This window comes from Caballeronia sp. GAFFF2 (assembly GCF_023631485.1).
GTDB lineage: Bacteria > Pseudomonadota > Gammaproteobacteria > Burkholderiales > Burkholderiaceae > Caballeronia.
The window spans coordinates 297,007-321,696 of the sequence record NZ_JALQDA010000035.1; the positions used below are offsets into that span (position 1 = coordinate 297,007).

23 protein-coding genes are annotated in these 24,690 nt (G+C 59.6%); 15 read left to right on the forward strand and 8 right to left on the reverse strand.

Translation table 11 applies throughout. From position 1 onward, the window contains the following. Positions 1 to 8: 8 nt before the first annotated feature. From NCT04_RS27495 to tssB, 3 genes are all read right to left on the reverse strand, one after another. Entirely contained in the window at positions 9 to 2,351 is a 2,343-nt protein-coding gene (locus tag NCT04_RS27495; protein ID WP_250468793.1) for a type VI secretion system Vgr family protein, read from the reverse strand. Positions 2,352 to 2,460: 109 nt separating this feature from the next. Further along, positions 2,461 to 4,014, reverse strand: coding sequence for a type VI secretion system contractile sheath large subunit (gene tssC, locus NCT04_RS27500; RefSeq protein ID WP_250468795.1), 1,554 nt, complete (start codon positions 4,012 to 4,014; stop codon positions 2,461 to 2,463). Between the two features lie 46 nt (positions 4,015 to 4,060). After that, positions 4,061 to 4,573, reverse strand: a complete 513-nt coding sequence (gene tssB / locus NCT04_RS27505) for a type VI secretion system contractile sheath small subunit (RefSeq protein WP_250468804.1) — start codon at positions 4,571 to 4,573, stop codon at positions 4,061 to 4,063. A gap of 527 nt (positions 4,574 to 5,100) precedes the next feature. On the opposite strand from tssB, the gene tssK reads away from it, so the two are divergent. From tssK to tssE, 6 genes are all read left to right on the forward strand, one after another. Next, positions 5,101 to 6,453, forward strand: a complete 1,353-nt coding sequence (gene tssK, locus NCT04_RS27510; RefSeq protein ID WP_250468806.1) for a type VI secretion system baseplate subunit TssK — start codon at positions 5,101 to 5,103, stop codon at positions 6,451 to 6,453. Next, the gene (locus NCT04_RS27515; protein ID WP_250468808.1) at positions 6,450 to 7,178 is read left to right on the forward strand and encodes a DotU family type IV/VI secretion system protein; all 729 of its coding nucleotides are present in this window, start codon (positions 6,450 to 6,452) and stop codon (positions 7,176 to 7,178) included. Before tssK ends, NCT04_RS27515 begins: the two co-directional genes overlap by 4 nt. Before the next feature lie 5 nt (positions 7,179 to 7,183). Then, a complete protein-coding gene (locus NCT04_RS27520) occupies positions 7,184 to 8,857 on the forward strand; it encodes an OmpA family protein (RefSeq protein WP_250469498.1) in 1,674 nt (557 codons plus the stop codon). Between the two features lie 93 nt (positions 8,858 to 8,950). Beyond that, on the forward strand, positions 8,951 to 9,436 hold the full coding sequence (locus NCT04_RS27525) for an Hcp family type VI secretion system effector (protein ID WP_244829927.1): 486 nt from the start codon (positions 8,951 to 8,953) through the stop codon (positions 9,434 to 9,436). Positions 9,437 to 9,555: 119 nt separating this feature from the next. Then, entirely contained in the window at positions 9,556 to 12,231 is a 2,676-nt protein-coding gene (gene tssH, locus NCT04_RS27530; protein ID WP_250468810.1) for a type VI secretion system ATPase TssH, read from the forward strand. A 10-nt stretch (positions 12,232 to 12,241) separates the two neighbouring features. After that, positions 12,242 to 12,667, forward strand: coding sequence for a type VI secretion system baseplate subunit TssE (tssE, locus tag NCT04_RS27535; RefSeq protein WP_250469499.1), 426 nt, complete (start codon positions 12,242 to 12,244; stop codon positions 12,665 to 12,667). A gap of 57 nt (positions 12,668 to 12,724) precedes the next feature. Here the strand turns inward: tssE and NCT04_RS27540 are convergent, their stop codons facing one another. Then, the gene (locus tag NCT04_RS27540) at positions 12,725 to 13,783 is read right to left on the reverse strand and encodes an NAD(P)-dependent alcohol dehydrogenase (protein WP_250468812.1); all 1,059 of its coding nucleotides are present in this window, start codon (positions 13,781 to 13,783) and stop codon (positions 12,725 to 12,727) included. A gap of 408 nt (positions 13,784 to 14,191) precedes the next feature. Here NCT04_RS27540 and NCT04_RS27545 point away from each other — a divergent pair, with 408 nt between their 5' ends. Then, positions 14,192 to 14,470 (forward strand): hypothetical protein, encoded by a 279-nt coding sequence (locus tag NCT04_RS27545; RefSeq protein WP_250468814.1) that lies wholly within the window; start codon positions 14,192 to 14,194, stop codon positions 14,468 to 14,470. Positions 14,471 to 14,487: 17 nt separating this feature from the next. Here NCT04_RS27545 and NCT04_RS27550 read toward each other — a convergent pair whose 3' ends face one another. Next, positions 14,488 to 14,808, reverse strand: a complete 321-nt coding sequence (locus NCT04_RS27550) for an HNH endonuclease (protein ID WP_244829923.1) — start codon at positions 14,806 to 14,808, stop codon at positions 14,488 to 14,490. Positions 14,809 to 14,948: 140 nt separating this feature from the next. Between NCT04_RS27550 and NCT04_RS27555 the strand changes: the two genes are divergently transcribed. Next, entirely contained in the window at positions 14,949 to 15,251 is a 303-nt protein-coding gene (locus NCT04_RS27555) for a hypothetical protein (RefSeq protein ID WP_244829922.1), read from the forward strand. A gap of 30 nt (positions 15,252 to 15,281) precedes the next feature. On the opposite strand, the gene NCT04_RS27560 is transcribed toward NCT04_RS27555, so the two are convergent. The 3 genes from NCT04_RS27560 to NCT04_RS27570 form a co-directional block, all read right to left on the reverse strand. Beyond that, positions 15,282 to 15,713 (reverse strand): hypothetical protein, encoded by a 432-nt coding sequence (locus NCT04_RS27560; RefSeq protein WP_244829921.1) that lies wholly within the window; start codon positions 15,711 to 15,713, stop codon positions 15,282 to 15,284. A gap of 117 nt (positions 15,714 to 15,830) precedes the next feature. Further along, positions 15,831 to 16,043 carry a DUF3079 domain-containing protein gene (locus tag NCT04_RS27565; protein WP_250468816.1) on the reverse strand — a complete coding sequence of 71 codons (213 nt, stop codon included), beginning with the start codon at positions 16,041 to 16,043 and terminating at the stop codon, positions 15,831 to 15,833. A 116-nt stretch (positions 16,044 to 16,159) separates the two neighbouring features. Further along, positions 16,160 to 17,365, reverse strand: a complete 1,206-nt coding sequence (locus tag NCT04_RS27570) for an NAD(P)H-dependent flavin oxidoreductase (RefSeq protein ID WP_250468824.1) — start codon at positions 17,363 to 17,365, stop codon at positions 16,160 to 16,162. Positions 17,366 to 17,921: 556 nt separating this feature from the next. Here NCT04_RS27570 and cyoA point away from each other — a divergent pair. From cyoA to NCT04_RS27605, 7 genes are all read left to right on the forward strand, one after another. After that, positions 17,922 to 18,806: a ubiquinol oxidase subunit II gene (gene cyoA, locus NCT04_RS27575; RefSeq protein ID WP_244829918.1), complete on the forward strand. Its 885-nt coding sequence runs from the start codon at positions 17,922 to 17,924 to the stop codon at positions 18,804 to 18,806. Between the two features lie 3 nt (positions 18,807 to 18,809). Continuing rightward, complete coding sequence (gene cyoB, locus NCT04_RS27580; RefSeq protein WP_244829917.1) at positions 18,810 to 20,825, forward strand: cytochrome o ubiquinol oxidase subunit I; 2,016 nt, start codon at positions 18,810 to 18,812, stop codon at positions 20,823 to 20,825. Further along, complete coding sequence (gene cyoC / locus NCT04_RS27585) at positions 20,826 to 21,434, forward strand: cytochrome o ubiquinol oxidase subunit III (protein ID WP_250468826.1); 609 nt, start codon at positions 20,826 to 20,828, stop codon at positions 21,432 to 21,434. Further along, on the forward strand, positions 21,434 to 21,766 hold the full coding sequence (gene cyoD / locus NCT04_RS27590; protein ID WP_250468828.1) for a cytochrome o ubiquinol oxidase subunit IV: 333 nt from the start codon (positions 21,434 to 21,436) through the stop codon (positions 21,764 to 21,766). Before cyoC ends, cyoD begins: the two co-directional genes overlap by 1 nt. 189 nt (positions 21,767 to 21,955) lie before the next feature. Further along, positions 21,956 to 22,483 carry a 2,4'-dihydroxyacetophenone dioxygenase family protein gene (locus NCT04_RS27595; protein WP_250468830.1) on the forward strand — a complete coding sequence of 176 codons (528 nt, stop codon included), beginning with the start codon at positions 21,956 to 21,958 and terminating at the stop codon, positions 22,481 to 22,483. 109 nt (positions 22,484 to 22,592) lie between these two features. Further along, positions 22,593 to 23,894 (forward strand): MFS transporter, encoded by a 1,302-nt coding sequence (locus NCT04_RS27600; protein WP_250468838.1) that lies wholly within the window; start codon positions 22,593 to 22,595, stop codon positions 23,892 to 23,894. A gap of 15 nt (positions 23,895 to 23,909) precedes the next feature. Further along, positions 23,910 to 24,638, forward strand: a complete 729-nt coding sequence (locus tag NCT04_RS27605; protein WP_244829912.1) for an SDR family NAD(P)-dependent oxidoreductase — start codon at positions 23,910 to 23,912, stop codon at positions 24,636 to 24,638. The last annotated feature ends 52 nt before the right edge of the window (positions 24,639 to 24,690 follow it).

The following is a 24,690-nucleotide window of genomic DNA, read 5'->3' on the forward strand; positions in this document are numbered from 1 at the left end:
ATCGATGCTTACTCAGAAAAGCCGAAAGAGATCGGGTTCTTAACGTCTTGCACAGGCGTGCCAGACCACGCCGGAAAAGTGAAGCTTCCCCCGTCAGCGTCGCCAACGAGAAGATTCCCTTTCAACTCGATCTCGCCAGAGGGACTGCCCAATGTGATCTTTCCACCAGACAGCTTGATATAAGCACCGGAGCCATCACCAATGGTCACGCCTCTCTTTCCGGTGATTGTCACATCGGCATCCGACGAACTGATTAACATTCCTTTCAACGCGAGCAATTCCATCGCGTCACCCTGTGCCTGAATCTGCACCTTGCCGCTCGCAGCGAAGAAGCGAATGCCAAGTTTTGCCGCAAAAAGCGAGATTGCCTCTCCAGCCGATGCTGTGATCCGCTTCAACGCGCCAAAGTCGATCCCTTCGCCCGATGTCACAAACATTTGTTTGCGCGATGCGACCTGCAATTGCTGTCCGCTGGCAATGCCAAGCCCGTCCGGCGCGGTCGCAACGAGCACTGGTTTCCCTAGCTTCGTGAGCTTCTCTTCGACGAGCGTGCGCTGCTGATCGACTTCGGCGAGCCACGCCTTAGCCGCTGCGGCCGAATCGTTGAGCGAGCGCAAGAGAGTCTTCGCTTGGTCCAGAGTAGTGTCAGCATCCTGCATGGCTAGCTGCTGACCCGTCGCATTGGGCTGAGCCTCTGCGGACAACAAGACGCCCTTCCCGCCTCTTATGGCCACATGCTCATCCGTGCGCACCTCCGCACCTTTACCTCGCTCCTTGCGATCCTGATCGACCATATGCCCCAGATTCAGCTCGGAAGTCTGAAGCGGCGTGGTCAAGTGGATATGTTCGAGGCCCTCGCGATCCTCCATGCGCATTTCATTGTTCGCTGCCGTGCGAATCAAGTTGCGCGTGTGATTGAGGTTATTGACTAAGTCAGGATGCAGGCTGTCGTGCATCGCGCCAATGATGACCGGCCGATTCGGATCGCCAGCAGTGAAATCCAGCGCTATTTCTGTCCCGTCGATCAACGGAAAGTGATGACCGTAATCTCCACCGCTATATGGCTTGGCCATGCGCACCGGCCTGCTCGCTCCGCCTGGACTCCATGCATCCAAGTCGAACGGCATCTTGACGACGTACTCGCCCTTCTCTGTCAGATACGCATATTTATATTTTCCCGGGGAATCGACTCGGGCTGGAAGAATGCCCTCGATCTTCGGTCGCTTGACGGAGTCGACACTCGTTCGCCAAACTCGATCCGACGGAATCGCCGTGAAGGCATTCCAGTACGACGCACCGCGACCACCGCCACAACGCACCGACGTAATGAACAAACCGTGTTGCGCATCTTGGGGATTTACGTCGAGCCGCATTACCTCGCCTACTTCGAGAGAAAACGGATTTCCCCTCCCTCGATAGCTGACCTGCGTGGCAAGATGCGCCTCGTGTCGCAGTTTCGCAATCTGCTGCCCCTCATCCAGCGTCTCGTAATGCTCGCCCCAACGACTATCCACCGCGTTCGTCGTCTCGTCACCGCGCGCGGCGTTCTCCTGAATCAGCAGATTCACATCCGCCTGACGATGGTTGTAATCGTTAAGCTGCACCGCTTCCGGAACTCGCTGCGTGATGAGCCTGAGCGTGCGGATGGATTCGGAACCCGCGCTCTCCAGCCCCGCATGCGTCCGATATGGAACGACGCGCTGCTTGCGCGCATAGGCGTCCAGATCGTCGCCGAAGATGATGACCGACCTATCCCGTTTTTGTTCAAAACGGAACCACATTCCGGCTTCCGCACAGAGGCGCTGAATGAACGCAAAAGTTGTCTCGTAATACTGCGTGATGTATTCGTGACGCTTGTACGTACTGCGTAGCCTGAAAAAATCGAAGTCGACACCCAGACGGTAGCCATAATGGCGAAGGGTATCCGTTATGATTTCCACGACGGACTGCTTCTGAAAGAGCCGACTCTTAAGCCCGCGAGCAAGGTCTGAAATCTTCGGTTCAAGTACGACGCGATAGCGCGTTTCATCCGCCGATGTGCCAAGCTGTTCAAAGCGCGTGATAATGCCGTGCGTCGTATAGGCCGGCGCCATGGTGCTGAATTCCTTCGCACGGTCGCCGAACATTCGCTGAAGGCGCGCCATATCCGGATCGATCGGTTCGATCGAGAATCGGGCAGGTCGCCCCACGACTTGATTCATCCGTATTTCGGCCGAAGGACTCGTGAATTCAATCTGGCAGCGGTATAGATCGCTGATAGCGCTTTGAGCGCTAAATTTAAGGACGGAAATCGGCGCAGGGTGCGGCGCTATCGTCAACACGTACGCCTGAGACGGCAAGACCATCGACATTCTTAAACCTCTACGGAACGAACGCCACGTCGTTAAACGACGCCGAGGCAATTAAAATCAAAACCGCCTCGGCAATTCACGCTAAAAACTACCGCGTAAGCACGTCAAATCAACTCTTCGCCTTAGGCATCTGCGAAACCAGCGACAACCCAATATCCATGCCCTCCACCTGGAAGTGCGGCACGATAAAGAGCTTGATGCGGAAGAAGCCGGGATTGTCTTCGATATCCTCGACCATCACCTTCGCCTCGCGCAACGGATGCGACGCTTGCAACTCGTCGCCGGGGTCCTTCATTTCGGTGACGAGACTCTTGATCCAGTTGTTCAGCTCGAGCTCAAGAAGACGACGATCCTTGGTCGTACCGATGTTTTCGCGCTGAATCAGCTTCAGATAATGCGCAATCCGCGAGAGCAGGAAGATGTATGGCAAGCGCGAGTTAATGCGACTATTCGCGGTGGCTTCCTTTGTTTCGTAAAGCGCCGGCTTCTGTGCCGAGTTAGCCGAGAAGAAGCACGCAAAGTCGTGGTTCTTATAGAACGACAAGGGAATGAACCCGAGGTTGGCGAATTCGAATTCGCGCGTTTCGGGAATCAGCACTTCGGTCGGGATCTTCGGCTGCACACCGGTGCCAAGGTCATACAGATGAACCGGCAGATCTTCCACCTTTCCGCCCGCTTGCGGACCACGAATCTGCACACACCAACCGTTGTTCACGAAGCTACGCGTCATGTTCGCCGCAAACGCAAACGACGCATTCACCCACAGATAACGGTCATGGTCAGGACCCTTGACCTGCTCTTCATAGTTGAATGCGCGGACGGGCGTGGTGTCCTTGCCGTACGGCAAACGGCCAAGCACGCGCGGCATGACCAGACCCACATAGCGCGAGTCATCGGTGTCGCGGAAGCTCTTCCATTTGACGTATTCAGCGCGATCAAAGAAGTTTCCGATGTCCTGGATAGCCGCGACTTCTTCCATCGACTTCTTGCCGAAGAACTGCGCGCCAACCGAGCCGATGAAAGGCATATGAGCCGCTGCCGCGACCTTCGAGATATTGCGCAGAAGCGCAACGTCCACCGGCGAGTTGGCGAATTCGAAGTCGCTGACCATCGCGCTGATAGGCTGGCCACCCGGCGTGTCGTATTCTTCGATGTACGTCAGTCGATACAGGCCGCTCTGGATCAGCTCCGGCGCGTCCTCGAAGTCGCGGCTAAGCGCGTCCTTCGACACGTCCAGCACCTCGATACGGGCATTCTTCCGAAAGTCCGTTCGGCTCACGAGCATCTTCAGACCGCGCCAGCGGCCTTCGAGCGCCTGAAACTCGGGGTTGTGCATCACTGCGTCGAGTTGCTTGCTGATCTGACGGTCGAGCTGACCGATAAAGAAATCTAGCAGCGACTTGTCCAGGCGATCCACCGGCTTGCTGCTTTGCGCCACGAGTTCGAGGAACGCGCCCATGCCGCGTGCGAGACGTTCGTCGGCAGACGCTTCCGACAATGTGTCGTTGTCACGAAACGCTTCCAGCGGCCGAGCCTGCGCAACCGGCGTAAGATTGATCTTGTCGCAAAGCGATGCATAGACGCTGTCGCCATGCGCGTCACGAGGTGCGTCAAGCACGACGGTCTCTGCCGCGGCGCTCTGGCGTGCGGGATTCTTGCTCATTTTCTTGTCCTGTCTACGGTGCTTTTCGAGAGATGTCGAGGGCGCGTTAAGCGTTGCCTTCGGGCTGCGTGGCAGCCGTGGCGATTTGCGATAGCTCGCCGCGCAGCTTGTCCGACATTTCCTTGTTCTTCAGAATCTTTTCGAACTCGCGGCGGAAGGTGCTGTTGTCCAACAAATTCGACTTCAGATCGCGCAGCAAATTGCGCACGGCCAGAAGTGCCTGAAGTTCCGGAATCTGACGCGCCACCTGTTCCGGCTCGAAGTCCTTCATCGAACGGAACGACAGGTTCACCGGCAACTCAGAGCCGTCGTTCGCGAGCGTATTGTCCGCACCGAACTTTAGGTCTGGCGCGTAATCAGCAAGCACCGCGTCGAAGTTGTCCTTGTCGATGTTGACTTTCTTTCGTTCGGCGAGCGGCGCTTGCTCTCGTCCCGCGCTGAAATCGCCTGCAACGAGTAGCTTCAGCGGCAACTCAATTTTCTTTTGCGCGCCGCCGGTATGCAGGTCGAGGGTGATCGAAACCCGGCTCTTCGGGATTTCGCGCTGGAAGCTGTCCATAAATAGTCCTTATTGATTAGCCATAAGCGCCACTCGATCTGCGAACACGCAGGAACCTCTCGAAGAAGATTCGTTGCGACAACGAACCGCACTACTTGAAGGCGCGACTCTCGAGCACGCTCATGGATCTGTTCACTTGATTGTGATTCTCATTGGGGCACTATTAGAACAGGTTCCACATCAACTGCCAATGATCGTACGGCGTGACTAATAGTTAGGCAACGAAGCTTTATGCAAGGCCTTAATCTTTGTCCCTTCAAAGACTTAGTACTACTCGTGTAAATCGACGGAAGTGAGATTCGTCGGTCCCTCAACTCAAATGCAACACCATTTGACAATTTCCACGTCGCGCACTGGACGCGCTTCATATCTCGAAATAAATGTTTCGCGTCTCCGGCGAAACGGTACACAGAATGTCCTCGTTAGCAGATATGATTCGTCGCTTCGTTTTAGTTATCAGCTATACGAACTAAGTGGTGAGAGATAGAATTCTCAACTGATGGCAACAATAGCTAGAGAAGAAAGACATGCGGATCGAAAAACCGCTTTGGCATGAAGGCCTGATCCTCACGCAACAGCATTTTCAGCAACAGGACCGTTGGAACGAGTTCGCCTTGAGGCAAGTCGCGACGGCCGCGCTGGCTCAACCATGGGGCACCCTGGCCGTCGAGGTAGATGAAGACGCGCTCGCGTCCGGGCGATTCAAACTGACTCGACTCAAGTTGCGTTTTCCGGATGGCACTCCCATCGACACGACGCTTGCTCAGGCGCTGCCTCCGGCGCGCGATCTGCTCGAAGGCGTCGGTGCTAATCGGCAAAGCGTTACTGTGCTGGCCGCGCTCGCGCTTCCCGATGCAAACGGCAGCAACTGCCGCATGGATGAGACAGCGTTGACTCGTCCGCGCCGCTCCTATCGTGAGTTCGTGAAAGTCGTCGATCTCAATGGCTCGGATGAAGCGGAGATCGCGGCCGAACGCCATGCCCTTAGGCTGCTGTTCGACTTCGAACCACACGCCGACGACACGGTATGCGCCATCGCACGCCTGTCGCGTTCAACCAGCGGACAGTTTCAGCTAGTCTCGCAATACGTGCCACCGTGTCTGACGTTGGGCGCTCATGCTCTGCACATGGAGCGCATCAATCGCCTGACCGACATTCTGCTGGCAAAAAGTCTCGCGCTCGGTGCGCGTCGTAGTGAGCGGGTCGATCAGGTGACGGAATACGGCGTGGCCGACGTACAGCTGTTCTGGCTGCTGCATTGCATACATGCAGCGTGGCCGAAGCTGCGCTTTCTTGCATCGAATCCAAATCAGCCTCCTGAGCGGCTGTACGCGATCATCGCCGAACTAGCGAGCGCGCTGATGACGTTTTCGACCGGATCTCAGCTTACCGACATCCCTCTCTACGATCACGCACGCGCCGATGAAGTCTTCACGGAGCTGGAAGCGTTGATTCGCCAATTGCTCGATGCAATCATCCCGTCGCGCGTGGTGTCGATCGGGCTGTCTCGTGACAATGCGACGACATGGTCAGGCAAGATTATGGACGAACGTATCGCATCGGATGCAGCGGACTGGTATCTGTCCGTTAACTCATCACTCCCGGCGTTCGAGCTCGTCGAACGCATCCCGCGCTTGTGCAAGATCGGCGCGCCCGACGATGTCGAACACATCGTCAATTCCGCGCTTGCGGGCATCGCACTCAAGCCTGTGCAACGGGTGCCGTCGGCTATTCCGGTCCGCCTCGACAATCACTATTTCGCGCTGGACGCCGCGAGCCCCGCGCACGCCCGATTGCTGGCTGCCCGCGCGTGCCAGATCTACTTGCCCTCATCCGTGCCAGATGCGGCGCTTGAACTCTACGCGGTGCTACGCGCATGACGACGCTTACTTTTTCGCCGGCGCGCGGCGACACGTTGCTTCGGTCGACGAAGCCGACCATCGAGCCGGCTGCGGGTCTGACAGGCTTGCTACGCGCGTCAGCTCTTCTCGTTACCACACTATCGGCCGGTGGCAAAGCCAGTGACTTCGAACTGCTCCGCCACCGTTGCAAGGAACTTGTCGAAGCGTTTGAGACGGCGCTTACGCAGCATGGGTATTCGCACGACGTAGGCGACGACGCAATCGTCGCGCTTTGCGCACTGCTTGACGAAACCGCCTTGCGTCATCTCGATCCTGTGAATAAGAACAAGTGGATCGCGGAACCCATTCAAGTCGAGCGTCTGCAGCACCATAACGCTGGCGAATACGTATTCGAGCGAATGGCAATTCGCATGCGCGAAGCGGCGCCGAGTGTCGACTTGCTCGAATGCTATGCAGCAATCCTCGGTCTTGGCTTTCGGGGTCGTTATGCGTTAGAGGACGAGACAAAACGCAACGCGCTCATTACTAGCCTCAATGCGCAAATTGAGCAGTTACGCCCGTCTCAACAGCCTGTGTTTCTGATCGAACATGGCGGACGCCGCCTCGGTAGCTGGTTTCAGCGCCTGTCGCCTTGGGGTATCGCCGGATTGTGCGCCGTAGTTGCGCTGGCTGTCTGGTTTGCGTGGCACGTGGCGCTCGATGCTCAACTGGTTAGCACGATTCCGTCGGGCATCAAGCGGTGAATTCAATGCAACGGCTGGGGTATCCCTTTCGCACAGTAGTCGGTATCGCCGCAGCGCTGATGCTCGCCGTGCTTTGGCTCGTCATGCCGGTGACGACGACGCTCGCCTGGTCATTGACTGCCGTCGTCGTGCTGGCGGCATTACTCGCCATCGGTTTGAGCACGCATCAACAGACACGAGCGCGTCAGGCCAGTGAACACGTTTTGACGGCGCTCGGCTCCGCCACGGCGGAGGTACCACTCAGGCTTCGCACGCGCATGCCGCTCGTCCTGGTGACGGGTGACGCCCTGCCATCGATCTTCAATCATGAGAGCAGCAGGGAACGTCTTGTTCATGTCGGAGAGGGAGCCATCTGGGTACGTGCGGATCGTATCCAGGATCTGCCGCGCCTCGCGCTCGCCATGCGGCAATGGCGCGACGGTCACGCACCTGACGGCATCGTGCTGAGCGTGGCGCCTGCGCTGCATGCCGACGCTGACGCGCTGTCACAGTCGCTGCGGATCGTCCGTCAGGCAGTCGCCGATGCCTCTCGCATGATCGGTGCACCGTTGCCCGGCTATGTCGCCGTGTATCAACGGCTGGTCAGAAACGCGCAGACCGATGCGCTCGCCGCCGTGCAGTGGCACGGGATCTCAAGCGGATCGCCGCTCACCGACATGAAGCGCTTCGATGCGGTAATCGAGAGTTCCGAAACGGATGCACGCCGGCACGCAACAGACCCATATGCTGCCGCAAGCGTTGCCGGACTGGCTTCGATTATCGGATGGACCCAGCGCGTGATATTCGACACACTAGCCGATTCCCGTCAGCCGGCAGCCCCGTGGGCGCTTCACGGCGCCGGGTGGATCGACTGCGGTCCCGCAAGCAATGCCGATAAACCGTGGGAGCGCGACGTCCAGATGCAGACGCGCGTTATACCGGCGGTCGTCGCGGGCTCGCCTGCGCCGTGGCCTCTGCCACAGCCGTTGATCGCGGCTATGTCGCAGCGCGTGAGAGCGTCGCCGCGGCACGTAGCACTCGCGCATGTCGGCGCAATGTGCGCGCTCGCGCTGGCCGCCGCATTTTGGGGCGCAGGCCGGAACAACGCCGCGTTGCTGACACGTATCGGCGGACATATGGAGCGCTATGCGGGCATCGCACCCGAGCACGATGCCGGTCGCCGCGACGCGCTGCACGCGCTTATCGCCGATCGCGACGAACTCGATCGTTACGGGCGTTCGGGTGTCCCATTGCGGCTGTCGCTCGGCGAATATCACGGTGCGCCGCTCATGCCTTCGCTCAATACCGCGATCGCCGCATATCAGCCACCTGAACCGCCGCCTGCGGTCGTGACACTCGACAGTATGTCGTTGTTCGATAGCGGCAAGGCAATGCTTAAGCCTGGTTCGAATCGGGCATTGTTCGACGCCGTGGAGATGATCAAGGCGCATCCGGACAAGCGTATTCTGGTCGCGGGACACACGGATAACGCAGGCAATCCGCGTAGCAACCTGACACTTTCCATGGCGCGTGCAGCGGCGTTACGTGACTGGTTAATCGACGCGTCGGGTATCTCCGCCACGCAGTTCGCTACGCAAGGATACGGCGACACGCGCCCGATTGCCGATAACAACACGCCAGAAGGGCGTGCGACGAATCGACGCGTGGAAATTACGCTTGTGCCTGATACGAACAAGTAGATTTTAGAATCCCCGGGGCTACGGCCTTGGGATCTTGAGGCCCGGGAGAATGCTCTCCCGAGCACGTTTTGTTGTACTAAGAAGGAGCAGTAAATGGCAATTCCCGCATACATGTGGCTCAAGGATGACGGTGGCGCCGACATCAAGGGTTCCGTTACCGTGCAAGATCGTGAAGGCAGCGTCGAAGTCGTCGCTTTCGATCACGGCATCCACATCCCGACCGACGGCAACACCGGCAAGCTGACCGGCACGCGCGTGCACGCGCCGATCACCTTCACGAAGGAAACGGACGCGTCGACGCCTTATCTGTACAAGGCTGTGACGAGCGGTCAGACGCTGAAGTCGGTCGAGATGAAGTGGTACAAGATCGACGACGCGGGCAAGGAGAAGGAATACTTCAACACCAAGCTCGAGAACGTCAAGGTCGTCGCTGTGCGACCGAAAATGCACGACATCAAGGTTCCCGACTACGAAAAGCACAACCACCTCGAACAGGTGGAACTGCGCTACGAGAAAATCACGTGGGCCTACAAGGACGGCAACATCATTCACGCTGACACGTGGAACGAGCGCTCGTAATTCAGGCGCTTGAGTTGCAAACGGATCTGATCCGCTGATCGGGTCCGTCGCCGGTCCATATCGAATGGGCCGGCGATTTTTCATATTTCGCCTCCTTCGGTTCTCTTCGCTTTCCCGTTATGACATCCCGAGATTCCACGCAACTGCTTCGCCGGCTCAACCCGCACTGCTCACGTACGCTTGAAGCGGCCGCGAGCCTTTGCCAAACGCGTCTATCCGACGAAATCACGGTCGAGCACTGGCTTTTGAAGCTGATCGAGGCCGATGACGGGGACATTCCGGCGATCCTCAAACACTACGATATCGATGTCGATGCGGTGTGGAACGCACTGCTCGCAGCCATTGATCGGCTGCCACGCAATCTGCGGGGCATGCCTTCGATTTCAATTCAGCTCGCAAGCGTGCTGCAAGACGCGTGGACCTTGGCGTCACGCGAGGATATCGACGGCAAGATTCGCTCGGCGCACTTGCTGCGGGCGATCATCGACGCGCCGCACGTGCTGCGTACGAAAGACGCTTGGCCGCTGCTGTCGCTGTCCAGCATGCAGATCGAGCGGTTGCTGCCGCGTCTTGGCCGTTTGTCGTGCGAAAACCGCGTCGAGGAACCGGAAGCGGAAGACGAGGCGCGCGAACAGGCAGCGTCGGCATCCGAAGAAAATCTGCCATCTGCTACACCCGCGCCGCCACGCTCGACCGAAGGCGAAGCCCTTGCGCGCTTTGCTATCGATCTGACAGAAAAGGCCCGCCGTGGCGAGATCGACCCCGTGTTCGGACGGGAACGCGAGATTCAACAAATGATCGACGTGCTCGTGCGCCGTCGCAAGAACAACCCGATCCTCGTCGGCGATCCGGGCGTAGGCAAGACCGCGATTGTCGAAGGGCTGGCCCTGCGTGTCATCGACGGCAGCTTGCCCGCAATCCTGCGCGACGTACGCATTCTCACGCTCGACCTCGGCCTGCTGCAGGCGGGCGCTGGCGTGAAGGGCGAATTCGAGCAGCGTCTGAAGAACGTGATCGACGAAGTGCGCGCATCGAGCACGCCGGTTCTACTGTTCATCGACGAAGCGCATACATTGATCGGCGCGGGCAATTCAGCAGGCGGATCGGACGCCGCGAACCTGCTCAAGCCGGCGCTCGCGCGTGGCGAACTGCGCACGATTGCAGCAACGACCTGGGCCGAATACAAGGAGTATTTCGAACGCGATGCAGCGCTCGAAAGGCGCTTCCAGCTCGTCAAGGTCGAAGAACCCGGCGACGATGCCGCATGTCTCATGTTGCGCGGCCTTGCCACGCGTTACGCACGGCATCACCACGTGCACATTCGCGACGAGGCACTCGTCGCCGCCGTCAAGCTGTCGCGCCGTTACATTCCGTCGCGGCAGTTGCCGGACAAGGCCGTCGATCTCATCGACACCGCAGCGGCACGGGTTCGCATGGGACTCGATTCGCCGCCGGCCGAACTGCAACGCGCGCGAGCGGCAGTGGCTGCGCTGGAACTCGAGTGCGCGACGCTCGATGCCGACGAGCGCGCCGGTGTTGCCGACGTGGCGGCCCGTCGCGCGGCACTCGATGTATCGATCATGCACGCGAAGCAAGAAGCGAGTGACCTGCACGCGCGTTATGAACGAGAACTGACGCTCGTGCAGAGTCTACTGGAACAGCGGGGCGACGGCAGCACTAAGCCGCATGCCGATGCCTTGTCGCAAGCCCGCCACGCGCTCGCCGACGCGCAAGGCAAGACTCCGCTCATCTTCGCCGATGTCGACGCCCAAGCCATTGCCCGCGTCGTCGCGGAGTGGACAGGCGTGCCGGTGGGCAGTCTGGTCGAAGACGAGCTTCTGAGCCTGCTCGCGCTGGAGGAGCGCATGGCCGCACGCGTGGTTGCGCAAAACGACGCGCTCGGCACACTTGCGCAAAGCCTGCGCACGGCGAAGGCGGGACTCAAGAGCGAGCACGCGCCGCTCGGCGTGTTCCTGCTGACAGGACCTTCGGGTGTCGGCAAGACCGAAACCGCGCTCGCGCTTGCCGATGTTCTCTTTGGCGGCGAGGCCGCCCTTACGACGATCAATATGTCGGAGTATCAGGAGGCGCACACGGTCTCGCAGCTGAAGGGTTCGCCACCAGGTTACGTCGGTTACGGACGCGGCGGTATTCTCACCGAAGCGGTGCGGCAACGCCCTTATAGCGTCGTATTGCTCGATGAAGTGGAGAAGGCGCATCGCGACGTGCTCGATATCTTCTATCAGGTGTTCGACCGCGGCACCATGCGCGATGGCGAAGGTCGCGAAATCGACTTCCGCAACTGCGTGATTTTGATGACGTCGAATCTTGGCAGCGCGCAGATCGACGAAGTGACGACGGACAATCCGGACATTGCCCAGGCGGCGCTCCTCAATGCGATCCACGAGCCGCTCGTCAAGCATTTTCAACCGGCTTTGCTCGCGCGCTTCCAGACGCTCGTCTACCGGCCATTGGCCGCCGACGCTCTGGCGCAGATCGTTCGGCTGAAACTCGGCAAGATTTCGGACCGCTTGCAAAAGCAGCATGACGTCAATCTCGTTTGCGACGATACGCTCATCGCCTCGCTCGCAGAACTGTGCCTCGCCCGCGAATCCGGCGCGCGCAATGTCGACACGTTCCTCGATCAGCGCATCCTGCCGACCGTTTCGCGCGAACTTCTGACACGTATGGCCACCGGCACGACGCCGGCCGAGGTTCGGCTTGCAAGTTCGGAAGAAGGCAATCTGACGATTGAATTCGTCGATCGCGGCGAAGTTGTCGCTGCACACGGCTGAGCGCTGCGTCATGGCGGCCGGCCCATCGCTCTACGACATGCTCCTCGGTCAGATTGACGGGGAGTCGATCGACCATTTCGACGACCGCACGCTCGAAGCCTTGAGCGTGCAGCAAAACGTGCGGCGTATTCTCAATACGCGTGCGGGCGCACTGAAGCATCTACCAGACTACGGTCTGCCGGATCTGACCAATGTTTATAAGGAGTTGCCCGGCTCGTCACACGCGCTCAAGCAGCAAATGGAAGCAACGCTTTTGAAGTATGAGCCGCGGATTCGTTCTATCGATATCGGCATCTTGCAAAACGACGATCCCGGCTTGCAGGTAAGCTTCGAAATGACTTGTCATTTGAAAAAGACGGGGCTCGTGCGCTTTGGCACGTACTTCGTTCCGCCGGGCATATTCCGCCTGGAACGTCGCGTTCGCGAAGGTCGCTAAACACCACGGAACAAGCCCGCTCACGCGGGCTCTCCGTTACCTCACCAAATAACTCCCCTACTGCGCCAACGTCCCCATATCCACCACGAACCGATACTTCACATCGCTCTTCAACATACGCTCGTAGGCGTCGTTGATCTGATCCATGCGAATCATCTCGATGTCGGACGTGATCCCGTGCTTGCCGCAGAAATCCAGCATCTCCTGCGTCTCCGCAATACCGCCGATCAGCGAACCTGCAATCGACCGGCGCTTGAAGATCAGGTTGAACACAGCCGGCGAAGGATGCGGATGCTCCGGCACGCCAACCAGCGTCATCGTGCCATCACGCTTGAGCAAGACCATGAACTGGTCGAGATCGTGCGATGCCGCCACCGTGTTCAAAATGAAATCGAAGCTGTTGGCGTGCGCCGCCATCTGCTCCGGGTCCTTCGAGATCACCACCTCGTTCGCGCCGAGACGCTTCGCATCCTCGATCTTGCCCGGTGATGTCGTGAACAAGACGACATGCGCGCCCATCGCCGCCGCCAGCTTCACGCCCATATGGCCCAAGCCGCCCAGTCCGACGACGCCCACCTTGTCGCCCGGCTGCACGTTCCAGTGACGTAACGGCGAGTACGTGGTGATGCCCGCGCACAGCAACGGTGCGACGGCCGCCGGGTCGAGGTTGTCAGGCACCTTCAACGTGAAGGCTTCGTCGACGACCATCGAGGTCGAATATCCGCCGTACGTCACGCCGCCCGACTTCTTGTCGGGCGAGTTGTACGTCTGCACGAAGCTTTCCGGGCTCTCGCAGAACTGCTCCTCGCCTTCCTTGCAAGACGGGCACACGCGGCAAGAATCGACCATGCAGCCGACGCCCGCCAGATCGCCCACCTTGAACTTCGTCACCTCGGCGCCGACTTCCGCCACGCGCCCGACAATCTCATGGCCCGGCACGACCGGATAGTTCGTGCCGCCCCACTCGTTGCGCGCCATGTGCAGGTCCGAGTGGCAGACGCCGCAAAACAGCACGTCGATGCGGACATCGTTCGGGCCGACATCGCGACGCTCGATGTCAAGCGGGCCGAGCGGTTTGTCGGCGGCGGATGCTGCATAGGAATACGCCTTGCGCATGATTGTTTTCCCTCTTTCAGGCTTATGACAGGAACCGCGTCCTTGCGACACCTCAGGGACACGGTCGAAACGGAAGTGCGCGCGAGAGCGCGCATCGTTTTTTTATGTGCGACAACGAACGTTCGCCGCGCTGTCACACACGTGTTGCGGTGATCTTGCCGATCGCGCCGATGTTTCGGCGGCAAATCGCAACTTCAGTACTGTATGCCTATAAGCATCTTTCTGCACGACCGATGGGGACCTCCCCCGTCCGTCTCCCCGCGCAAGCGGGACTATGCGTGCAAAAGTTGCAGATCTAAGGTTTGGGTAAGCGCGGAAGCCAAGGAACGTTCGGGGCGCTTCCGAAAGCAACGGAGTAGCTGGCGTCGGGGCGTCGGCATCGAATCGATATCACACGAGAGCGAGACCATGAATTCGAAGGCGGTAACAGCGAGCATCGACACGCAGAGCGGCACGATAAGCGCCGAGTTTCACGTCGACACGGGGCGGTTGAGAATACTGGAGCGCGGGCTATTGCGCGTGGAACTGTTTCCGCCGCATTCGTGGTTCACCATCGCATCGGTGGCCGGGAACAGCCGCTGGGGCACGCGGCCGCGCGAGCGCGACCTGCAACTCGTCGTCGAGAGTTACATCATGCAGCGCTTCGGAATCTCGGCGCTGCGCGCGGATGTCTCGATGGCGCAATGACGCAGACGCGGTCCGCGTCACCGCTTGCGCGCCGAGCGTCGGGTGCGCTGATAAAAACTATTCGGCTTGGTGCGCACCCAGTCGACGAAGCTCCGCACTGCTTCGTCCTGCATGAGCGCGTCGATGGTGGCGAATCGTTGCGCGAGTTCCTTCTCGGTAAAGAGCGCATGCAGTTGCCGATGACAGATGCGATGCAGCACCGCCGTCTGCCGTCCGCCCTGAGACTTCGGCACGAGATGATGCAGGTCGCGCTCGGACGCGGGCACGGGTCGCCCGCATAGCGCGCACGTTTCTTCCGGTAACGGCCGATACCACGGTTCGGGCGCGGGCTTTGCCATTCGGCTCCTTTTCTGGCGCTGCGTCGTTGCGTTGGAACTGATCGTTTCGAGTGTACGCCGAGGCTGTTTTGTTTTCTGGCCGGACGTGGCACCATGGAACTGCTAGCTCACCGCTCACGCAAGTCGACGTCGGAGAAGCCATGGAAGTGACCATCAACGAATTGGCCGGCCTGCTCGAAGAACTGGAACAAGAAGATCCGGTCGATTACGGCGACCTGCCGTTCGGCGAACCGGAACTGCGCCGTCTCGTGTTGACTTCGCTTCTGGAACGGCATCGCGGTCTGCAAGACAGCGGCCTCAATCCCGGCGATGTCAGCCTCACCTACATGCTCACCACCGCGCTGCTCGTGCTCGAAAACCTCGTGCTGCATGCGCGCATCATGCTGCTGCAAGGTCAGCGCATCGACGTGAATGCGCTGTTGCGGAAGTATTCAGGCAGTTGAGCTTCGCGACAGACTTTCGATAAGATCGGCTCAGCCGCGCGGTCCCGAAGGCGGACGGTAGCCGGGAATACGCATCAGCGCTTCGTGGCACGAGACGGCGAGCGCCGCGAGACGGTCCACGCTTGCACGCATGTCCACCTGCGTCTGCGCGATCGTTTGACGCAATGCGTCGAGCCGCGGCGTGATGGTGTCGTCTATCGTCTCACCCTGGCTTCCCAGCAGAAGGATGGCTTCCGCGTCCTCGCGCATCTCGCGCAATTCCATGATCGTCACCTTGCTCTGCGCCTGCACGCGTGCATGTGCTTCGGCAATTGCGCCAAGCCCCATGCGGCGCATGCGTTCGACGAGCTCGCGCATCGAGCGCATGGCGAGTTCACCGGCACCGTAAGCCATGAATTCGACATCGTCGATAGACAGGGAAAGACGGCCTTCGGGAGATTCGAATTCGAGCTTCGTGGACATGTCGGGCATCGCTGTGTTTATGAGATGCCCGAATTCTAGGGATGCAGCCTGCGCCTGAGGTTCGGATTAGTTCTAAAGCGCTGGTCGCCGCGTCGATTGATCTATTTCGAGAACGCGTTACTTGGCGGATGGCGCGACGGAAGTAGCGTTTTCGACCACGCCGAGATCCCAATCGCCGAACTCGTACCAGTCTTCTCCGAGCAATTCGGCCGGATGCTGCGTGCGATTCGAGCCATTGCCGCAGCGCATCGCTTTCTCGGAGCAGTAATGGTCGCAGCCCCAGCAGTTACGCTCCGGGTGGCTGGGGTGAAGGGGAAATCGCTTCGCCACGGTCGACATGCTCCTGTTGCAATGGTCACGCAGGTTAGGGCGAAAGCCTCGCGCGCATCAATAGGAGCAGGGCCGAGCTTCGTTGCGCGGCGCGAAGAACATCGTTTCGGCGGAATTTATCGGAGGCTCAGTAACGGCTTCGTCGCTCCGGTCAGAAGAAGCTCGATCAAGTCGCGCACGCTGCGAATGGCCGGACCGAATGGCAAGGTTTCACGTCCACGGAAGAAGAGGCCGTTGTTGACATCGCCACGCAAAGCCGCCGCGAGCCGGGTATCGATACAGAAGTGCCCGAACTTCTCGATGCCATCACGCAAACCGCATGCGCTCAAACATTCGAGCGCCGACGGACACGTCTGCTCGCGCGCGCCGATCTTCGTGCGGATGCGCTCCTCGTTGCGCAAATAGCGCATGAGCCACGGCGTCTTGACCGCACGCGCGGGCAAACCCGTCACGCTGATGAACTCCACGATGTCTTCCGGCGTTGCTTCGGTGAGCACGCGCTTGAACTCGGGATGCGCGTCGCCTTCCTTGGTGACGGCAAAGGGCGTTCCAATCTGCACGCCATTCGCGCCCGCCGCCAGCCACTTGCTCACCGCTTCATGACTGTTGATGCCGCCCGCGACGATCACCGGCACGTCGCCTCGGTTCAGCCCGAGCGATTCGAACACGGTCTGCAATTCGCCGAGTACACGTTCGAAGCCGAAGCGCTCGTTGTGCATGTCGGCGACGTCGTTGACGCCGAGATGTCCGCCCGCATGCGCGGGATGTTCGATCACGATCGCGTCGGGCAGGCGGCCTTTCTTCATCCACTTCTTCAGCACGAGCGCGACGCCGCGACTGTCCGAAAGTATGGGAATGAGCGCAATGTCGTGGCCTTGCGTGAGATCGGGCAGGTCGAGCGGCAAGCCCGCGCCCATGACGATTGCGCCCGCGCCTTGCTCGCACGCGACGCGCACGTAGTCGGCGTGCGCGCGCACGGCTTTCATGACGTTGACCGCGATCATGCCGCGCCCTTGCGACAGTTCACGCGCGGCCTGAATCTCGCGTTCCAGCGCGATGAGATTGACGCGTTCGAGCGTATCGCGCGACGGATCGGCGCGGCACATCGCGAGAAGATCCTCATGATGATGCCGCAGGTCGATGCTCGCAATCGTGCCGAGCGCGCCCTCTCGCGCGACGCTGCCCGCCAGCCGATGCGCCGACACCCCAACGCCCATGCCGCCCTGCACGATAGGCAAGAGCGTGCGACCGCGAATGACGAGCGGCGCAAACAAATGTGAGGAAGCGCGCGACGCGCCGTTTTCAGCTTGATGTGGATTCATGATTGGACTGCCCGAATGAAATGCGCTGCGTGATTCGATTCCACCTGCGCTTGCACCCGATGGTATGGGCAGCTTTCTCGCTCGACAATCGCATGTCACGCGCTGATATTGACGAATGTCACACGAGGCCTTTCTTTGGATCGGGTATGCGCGAGGTTGCGCGTCTTGCAACACCGCTTTTCTACTCATCCCAACCGGTACCATCACCTCTTGCAACATGATTTGACACACGATTGCCAGTCGTCTGTCAGCATGGCACACCGTCTGGTTAATTCGTTTTGCTTAGGCCTTGGACAAGACCGCTCCAAAACAATAAAAGCCGCTAAAACAAGCGCTTCGCTTGCGAAAAATCAAGCCTTCAAGACATATAAATTCGTCACAAATTAAGCGAGCAATAAGCGTTCGCGTGACACAGCGTCGCACGCACTTCAAATGAAACGCTTTTCCATAGATTAGCGTTTTCGTGCTCAATGCTGCATGGCATCATCGTGGCGCGGCGCAACGCCGTGCACGGCGTTCTTTCAGAACGCTTCGATCAAAGAAACCAGCGAATGCAATGAATGAGAAAACCAAACGTTTAGCAGCGCCACTGTTAGCGGGGGTGGCCAGTCTCTGTCTCTCGGGATGCAAGCTGGAAGTGTTGGACTCGAAGGGCAGCATCGGCAAAGCGGAAGCTTCGTTGATCGCTCTTTCGACTTACACCATGCTTCTCGTCGTCATCCCGGTCATTTTGATGACCCTGTTCTTCGCGTGGCGCTATCGCGCGTCGAATAAGAACGCTACCTACGCGCCCAAATGGACGCACTCCACGGCAATCGAAATCGTCGTCTGGGCGATTCCCGCTGTCATCATCCTGTACCTCGGCATTTTGACGTGGAAAACCACGCATGAACTCGATCCGTACAAGCCGCTTCAATCGGATGTCAAGCCGATCAACGTAGAAGTCGTCGCGCTCGACTGGAAGTGGCTCTTCATCTATCCGGATCTCGGCATTGCGTCGGTGAACCAGTTGGCCATTCCCGTTGGCACGCCGGTGAACTTCCGCATCACGTCGGATTCGGTGATGAACTCGTTCTTCATCCCGCAACTCGGCGGCCAGATCTACGCAATGGCCGGCATGCAGACGAAGCTGCATCTGCAAGCGGATCACGTGGGCGACTATGCGGGCATCTCCGCGAACTACAGCGGTCAAGGCTTCTCCGACATGAAGTTCCGCGCGCTCGCCATGTCTTCCGCCGATTTCGATGCATGGCAGAAGAAGGTCAAGACCGCGCCCGCGCGTCTGGACATGGACGTCTACGCCGGCGTCGCGAAACCGAGCGAGAAAGATCCGGTGAAGTACTTCTCCACCGTCGATCCCAAGCTCTTCAACAACATCGTCGGCAAGTACAACAACGGCCGTTTCGATGTCAACGGCGAAAACTGCGTAACCAAGGGGTAAGCCATGTTTGGCAAATTAACGCTCGAGGCGATCCCGTACCACGAACCCATCATCATGGGGGCGACGGTCCTCATGGCAATCATGGTGATCGGTGCGGCCGCCCTTCTCACTAAATTCGGCAAATGGGCCTGGCTCTGGAACGAGTACCTGACGTCGACGGATCACAAGCGCATTGGCGTCATGTATCTCGTCGTGGCGGGTCTCATGCTGGTGCGCGGCTTCGCGGACGCCATCATGATGCGCGTGCAGCAAGCCATTGCGCTGAATAATCCCGGCATCTTCCCGCCGCATCACTACGACCAGATTTTCTCGGCCCACGGCACCATCATGATCTTCTTCATGGCCATGGCGCTGCTGGTCGCATTCTTCAACCTCGTGGTGCCTTTGCAGATCGGCGCGCGCGACGTGGCGTTTCCGTTCATCAACTCGCTGTCGTTCTGGATGACGGCCGTGGCCGCCGTCCTGATCAATCTCTCGCTCTTCATCGGCGAGTTTTCGAAGACGGGCTGGCTCGCGTACCCGCCGCTCTCCGAGACGCAGTTCAGTCCGGGCGTCGGGGTCGATTACTACATCTGGGCCTTGCAGATTTCCGGCGTCGGCACGTTGCTGACGGGCGTGAACTTCTTCGTCACCATCGTGAAGATGCGCGCACCCGGCATGACGTGGATGAAGCTGCCGGTGTTCACATGGACGGCGTTCTGCTCGAACGTGCTGATCATGGCGACATTCCCGATCCTGACCGTCGCGCTCGCGCTGCTCGGTCTCGACCGCTACCTCGGCATGCACTTCTTCACGAACGACGGCGGCGGCAACCCGATGGTGTATCTGAACCTGATCTGGGCTTGGGGACACCCCGAGGTCTACATTCTGATTCTGCCGGCTTTCGGCATTTATTCGGAAGTGGTCTCGACGTTCTCGAAGAAGCCGCTGTTCGGCTACAAGACGATGGTCTACGCGACGTGCTGCATCATGGTGCTGTCGTTCCTTGTGTGGCTGCACCACTTCTTCACCATGGGTTCGGGCGCCAACGTCAATGCCTTCTTCGGCATCATGACGATGATCATCTCCATCCCGACCGGCGTGAAGATCTTCAACTGGCTGTTCACGATGTACCGTGGCCGCATCCAGTTCACGACGCCGGTGTTGTGGACCATCGGCTTCATCATCACGTTCACGCTCGGCGGCATGACGGGCGTCATGCTGGCCATTCCCGGCGCGGACTTCGTGCTGCACAACAGCCTCTTCCTGATCGCGCACTTCCATAACGCTATCATCGGCGGCGTGGTGTTCGGCTACTTTGCCGGCGTGCAGTACTGGTGGCCGAAAGTGTTCGGCTTCAAGCTGGACGAAAAGCTCGGCCGCAACGCCTTCATTTGCTGGTTCGTGGGCTTCTTCGTGGCGTTCGTGCCCATCTACATCCTCGGCTTCATGGGCATGACGCGCCGTATCAACCATTACGACAACCCCGCATGGCAGCCGTATCTGATGGTCGCGGCTGCGGGCGTCGGCATCATCGCGTTGGGCGTGGCCTTCCAGGTCGCGCAGATCGTAGTCAGCGTGATTCGCCGCAACCAGCCGGCGTATCGCGATGTCACGGGCGACCCGTGGAACGGCCGCACGCTCGAATGGGCGATCAGCTCGCCGCCGCCGGTCTACAACTTCGCGCATATTCCAGCCGTGCGTGAACTCGACGAGTTCGCCCACATGAAGGAAACCGGCCGCAGCATGGCCGATCAGGGACCGTACCGCGCCATCCACATGCCGTCGAACACGAGCGCGGGTCTTGTCGTCGGCGTGTTCGCGCTGGTGCTCGGCTTTGCCGCCATTTGGCATATTTGGTGGATGGCTATCGTCGGTCTGGTCGGCATTGCCGCGACCGTCATCGGCTACAGCTTCCGTGCGAACGCTGGCTACATGATCCCCGCCGCGACCGTCAAGGCGACCGAAGAGCGGAACCGTCCGCCGAAGTCGCCTGCAAAGACCGGCGTCGCGCGCGACCTGGAACTGGAGGTGCTGTAAATGTCGCAATCGACACTATCCGCGCATCACGCGCATGACCATGAGCACGAACACTCGTCGCATTCCGTGTTCGGCTTCTGGGCCTACCTGATGACCGACTGCGTGCTGTTCGCCTCCCTTTTCGCGACCTTCGCGATGATGGGGCATCAGTTCGCGGGCGGCCCGACAGCAAAGGATCTCTTCAATCTCAACGATGTCGCGATCGAAACCGCGCTGCTGCTCACGAGCAGTCTGACGTTCGGCTTTGCGATGATTTTTGCGCAACGCAAGAAGACGGGTGCCGTGCTCGCGTGGCTCATCGTCACGTTTCTGCTGGGCGCGGGCTTCCTGTGGCTGGAACTGCACGAGTTCGCGCATCTGATCGCCGAAGGCGCCAGCCCTCAGCGCAGCGCGTTCTGGTCGTCGTTCTTCACGCTCGTCGGCACGCATGGTCTGCACGTCACCCTCGGCATGATCTGGCTGATCGTGCTTGCGGTCCAGATGGTCGCGAAGCCGGGCATGGGCGAACGCGAACTGCGCCGGCTCGCCTGTCTGAGCCTTTTCTGGCACTTCCTGGACATCGTCTGGATTTGCGTGTTCTCCTTCGTCTACCTTGCGAGCCTCGTCTAATGGCACATACGCATTCAACACATGGCGATATCCCGCATGTCAGCGTGCGTGGCTATCTGATCGGCTTCGTGCTGGCGGTCGTGCTGACCTTGGCGTCGTTCTGGCTCGTGATGTCGGGCACGTTCAGCGGCGAGCGCGCGATCACGGCGCTTGCAGTGCTGGCCGCCGTGCAGATGATCGTCCACGTGGTTTTCTTCCTGCACGTGAACGCATCGAAGGGGCAGCGCTGGCACGCCTTGTCGTTCGCCTATACGATTCTGATGTCACTCGTCGTTGTCGTCGGAACGGTATGGGTCATGCATAACGTCCACATGCTGATGATGGCGCGTTAAGCCCATCGGTCCTTCCCAAGGAACCGTATTGCTGCGTCAAAGCGGACCTGCCTCGCAGGTCCGCTTTTTTTTCGTCGGTGCGAATCCCTATTTTTAAGCGCGTGATGAATCTTGACAATTTGTTGCAGCCGCGTGAATATCTGTCCATAATTTGGTTTAACCATCCACAATATGGACAAGGAGACGCGAATGCCCGCGCCCAAGAATTCGGCGGATGCCCTCACGCCGTATCAATATCCCAATCCCAAGGAAGCGCAGAAGGAAATCGTCGTAAGTCACGCGATTCCAACCGACGAGCGCGAGTGGGTCCCGCAAGCCGAGAACGTCTGGTTTCGTCCGCTGTGCCTCAATGTGTCGACCGGTTACTGGATGAACCTGCTGCGCGTGCGCAAGTCGGGCGTGCTGTCGCGTCACCGTCATCCGCAAGCCGTGCACGGCATGGTGCTCAAGGGGCGCTGGCGTTATCTGGAGCATGACTGGATTGCAACAGAAGGCAGCTACGTGTTCGAGCCGCCCGGCGAAACGCACACGCTTTACGTGCCCGAAGACGTCGAGGAAATGATCACCTACTTTCAGGTGAACGGCGTGATGTTCTATTGCGATCCGTACGGCAACTACACCGGTTATGAAGACGTGTTCACGAAGGTGGACATGTGCCGCAAGCATTACGAAGCCGTTGGACTGGGCGCGGATTTCGCCGATCAGTTCATTCGCTGAATAACGCTTGAAGCAACGGCTTGAAGCACGGTCTGAAGCAACGCAATTCCCGCAGCACCTTTCGCCAACCGAACCGAAGCATAAAAACAAGGCTTTCGGAGGAGACAACATGCAGAGTAAATCGCCGCGCCTGAAGCGCATACAGTGGGTCGCGCTCACGTTCCTGACGCTTGCCGGGATCGTGAACTATCTCGACCGCAGCACGCTTTCCATCGCGAATCATTCGGTCACACAGGAGCTGGGCCTGTCCGCATCGCAGATGGGCTTGCTGCTCTCAGCATTCTCGTTCGCGTACGCGTTTTCGCAGTTGCCCATCGGCGTGATGCTCGATCGCTTCGGCGCGCGCATCATGCTCGGGCTCGGCATGTTCGTGTGGTCGGTGGCGCAGTTGTTCGGCGGCCTCGTCACGACGCTGCATCAGTTTCTCGCGGCCCGCATCGCACTCGGTATCGGCGAGGCGCCTCAATTTCCGGCGGGCGCCAAGGTCGTCAGCGAATGGTTCGCGCAGCGCGAACGCGGCAAGCCGACCGGCATCTTCGTGACGTCGTCGACCATTGGCCCGGCGCTCGCTCCGCCCATTCTCACCGTGTTGCTGCTCAACTTCGGCTGGCGCAACATGTTCGTCATCATGGGCATACTCGGCATCATGGTGTCGGTGGGCTGGTATGTGGTGTATCGGAACCGCAAGGACATCACGCTCGATGCGCAGGAAGTCGCGCATCTGACCGAAGGCGAACCCGCACAGCGCGCCGAACGCAATATGACGTTCGCGGAATGGCGCGGTCTCTTCGGCAAGGCGACGACCTGGGGCATGATCTTCGGCTTCATGGGCGTGATCTACATGGTGTGGCTGTATCTCACGTGGCTGCCGGCGTATCTCGAACACGAGCGCCATCTGACGATTGCGAAGACCGGCTGGGTCGTGACCATCCCCTATCTTGCCGGCACGCTCGGCATGCTTTCGTCGGGCTTTATCGCCGATGGTCTGATGGCGCGCGGCGTTGCGCCCATTCGCAGCCGCAAGTGGCCGATCTGCTCGGGTCTCATCGGCGGCGCGCTCTTCACGGTGCCGGCCGCGTTCACACCGAATCTCACGCTCGCCATCGTGTATTTGTCGGCGGCAATGTTCTTCGTCAACATGGCGAGCGGCGCGGCGTGGGCGCTCGTCTCGGTCGCGGCTCCGCGTCATATGGTGGCCTCGCTCGGGAGCATCCAGAACTTCGGCGGTTACTTCGGCGGCTCGTTCGCGCCGTTCATTACCGGGCTCGTGGTCGACAAGACGCATTCGTTCGTCAACGCGTTCCTGATCAGCGCGGGCGTGGCGTTCGCCGCCGCGCTCGTGTACATGTTCGTCGTGCGCTCGCCGATTCAGGATTCCGAGGCGCAAGCCGCCGCCGTTCCCGTCGTCTGATCATTCAAGCTACTCATGACTTTTCAACCTGATCTGTACAAAGGCAAGACCGTCGTCGTGACGGGCGGCACGCAAGGTATCGGCGCGGGCATCGCGCAGGAATTCGCGACGCTTGGCGCGCGCGTCATCGCGGCGGGTATCGCGCCGACGGCAGCGCAGAAGGACGCGCTCGGCGCGGAAATTGAAGTCGCCGCGCTCGATGTCGCCGATGCCGCCAGCACCGCCGATCTTTTCGCGCGTCTCGATTCGCTCGACGTGCTCGTCAACTGCGCGGGCATGATCAAGCGTGGCGACGAGCACGACATCGAAACCTTCGAGCGCGTGATCGCCGTGAATCTCAACGGCACCATGCGGATGTGCTCGGCGGCGCGACCGTTACTCGCGAAAAGCCGGGGATCGATCGTCAACACGGCGTCGATGCTGACGTTCTTCGGCGGCGGTCTCGTGCCCGCGTACAGCGCGAGCAAGGGCGGCGTCGCGCAGTTGACGAAGTCGCTCGCGATTGCTTACGCGGCAGAAGGCATTCGCGTGAACGCGGTCGCGCCCGGCTGGATTGCCACGCCTCTTACGCAGGCGCTGCAGGAGGACGACGGCCGCTCGCAAGCCATTCTCGAGCGCACGCCCATGAAGCGCTGGGGCTTGCCGGAGGATGTCGCGCGCGTGGTGGCGTTTCTGGCGTCGCCGGCGGCGTCGTTCATGACGGGAACGGTCGTGCCGGTTGATGGCGGCTATTTGATCGCCTGACGCGCCAATCGACGGATCACGCGGCGTGCCGATATACTCGGCGCGCCGTCGC

What these genes read in the sequence shown, in the direction of transcription:
- tssK (WP_250468806.1), top strand. Translation starts at nt 5,101, where the DNA reads ATGCGGATCGAAAAACCGCTTTGGCATGAAGGCCTGATCCTCACGCAA.
- NCT04_RS27595 (WP_250468830.1), top strand. Translation starts at nt 21,956, where the DNA reads ATGCCCGCGCCCAAGAATTCGGCGGATGCCCTCACGCCGTATCAATAT.
- tssE (WP_250469499.1), top strand. Translation starts at nt 12,242, where the DNA reads ATGGCGGCCGGCCCATCGCTCTACGACATGCTCCTCGGTCAGATTGAC.
- NCT04_RS27520 (WP_250469498.1), top strand. Translation starts at nt 7,184, where the DNA reads ATGCAACGGCTGGGGTATCCCTTTCGCACAGTAGTCGGTATCGCCGCA.
- cyoD (WP_250468828.1), top strand. Translation starts at nt 21,434, where the DNA reads ATGGCACATACGCATTCAACACATGGCGATATCCCGCATGTCAGCGTG.
- NCT04_RS27495 (WP_250468793.1), bottom strand. Translation starts at nt 2,351, where the DNA reads ATGTCGATGGTCTTGCCGTCTCAGGCGTACGTGTTGACGATAGCGCCG.
- NCT04_RS27560 (WP_244829921.1), bottom strand. Translation starts at nt 15,713, where the DNA reads ATGTCCACGAAGCTCGAATTCGAATCTCCCGAAGGCCGTCTTTCCCTG.
- NCT04_RS27545 (WP_250468814.1), top strand. Translation starts at nt 14,192, where the DNA reads ATGAATTCGAAGGCGGTAACAGCGAGCATCGACACGCAGAGCGGCACG.
- tssH (WP_250468810.1), top strand. Translation starts at nt 9,556, where the DNA reads ATGACATCCCGAGATTCCACGCAACTGCTTCGCCGGCTCAACCCGCAC.
- cyoC (WP_250468826.1), top strand. Translation starts at nt 20,826, where the DNA reads ATGTCGCAATCGACACTATCCGCGCATCACGCGCATGACCATGAGCAC.
- NCT04_RS27600 (WP_250468838.1), top strand. Translation starts at nt 22,593, where the DNA reads ATGCAGAGTAAATCGCCGCGCCTGAAGCGCATACAGTGGGTCGCGCTC.
- NCT04_RS27515 (WP_250468808.1), top strand. Translation starts at nt 6,450, where the DNA reads ATGACGACGCTTACTTTTTCGCCGGCGCGCGGCGACACGTTGCTTCGG.
- NCT04_RS27555 (WP_244829922.1), top strand. Translation starts at nt 14,949, where the DNA reads ATGGAAGTGACCATCAACGAATTGGCCGGCCTGCTCGAAGAACTGGAA.
- NCT04_RS27605 (WP_244829912.1), top strand. Translation starts at nt 23,910, where the DNA reads ATGACTTTTCAACCTGATCTGTACAAAGGCAAGACCGTCGTCGTGACG.
- tssB (WP_250468804.1), bottom strand. Translation starts at nt 4,573, where the DNA reads ATGGACAGCTTCCAGCGCGAAATCCCGAAGAGCCGGGTTTCGATCACC.
- NCT04_RS27525 (WP_244829927.1), top strand. Translation starts at nt 8,951, where the DNA reads ATGGCAATTCCCGCATACATGTGGCTCAAGGATGACGGTGGCGCCGAC.
- NCT04_RS27570 (WP_250468824.1), bottom strand. Translation starts at nt 17,365, where the DNA reads ATGAATCCACATCAAGCTGAAAACGGCGCGTCGCGCGCTTCCTCACAT.
- NCT04_RS27550 (WP_244829923.1), bottom strand. Translation starts at nt 14,808, where the DNA reads ATGGCAAAGCCCGCGCCCGAACCGTGGTATCGGCCGTTACCGGAAGAA.
- tssC (WP_250468795.1), bottom strand. Translation starts at nt 4,014, where the DNA reads ATGAGCAAGAATCCCGCACGCCAGAGCGCCGCGGCAGAGACCGTCGTG.
- cyoA (WP_244829918.1), top strand. Translation starts at nt 17,922, where the DNA reads ATGAATGAGAAAACCAAACGTTTAGCAGCGCCACTGTTAGCGGGGGTG.
- NCT04_RS27540 (WP_250468812.1), bottom strand. Translation starts at nt 13,783, where the DNA reads ATGCGCAAGGCGTATTCCTATGCAGCATCCGCCGCCGACAAACCGCTC.
- cyoB (WP_244829917.1), top strand. Translation starts at nt 18,810, where the DNA reads ATGTTTGGCAAATTAACGCTCGAGGCGATCCCGTACCACGAACCCATC.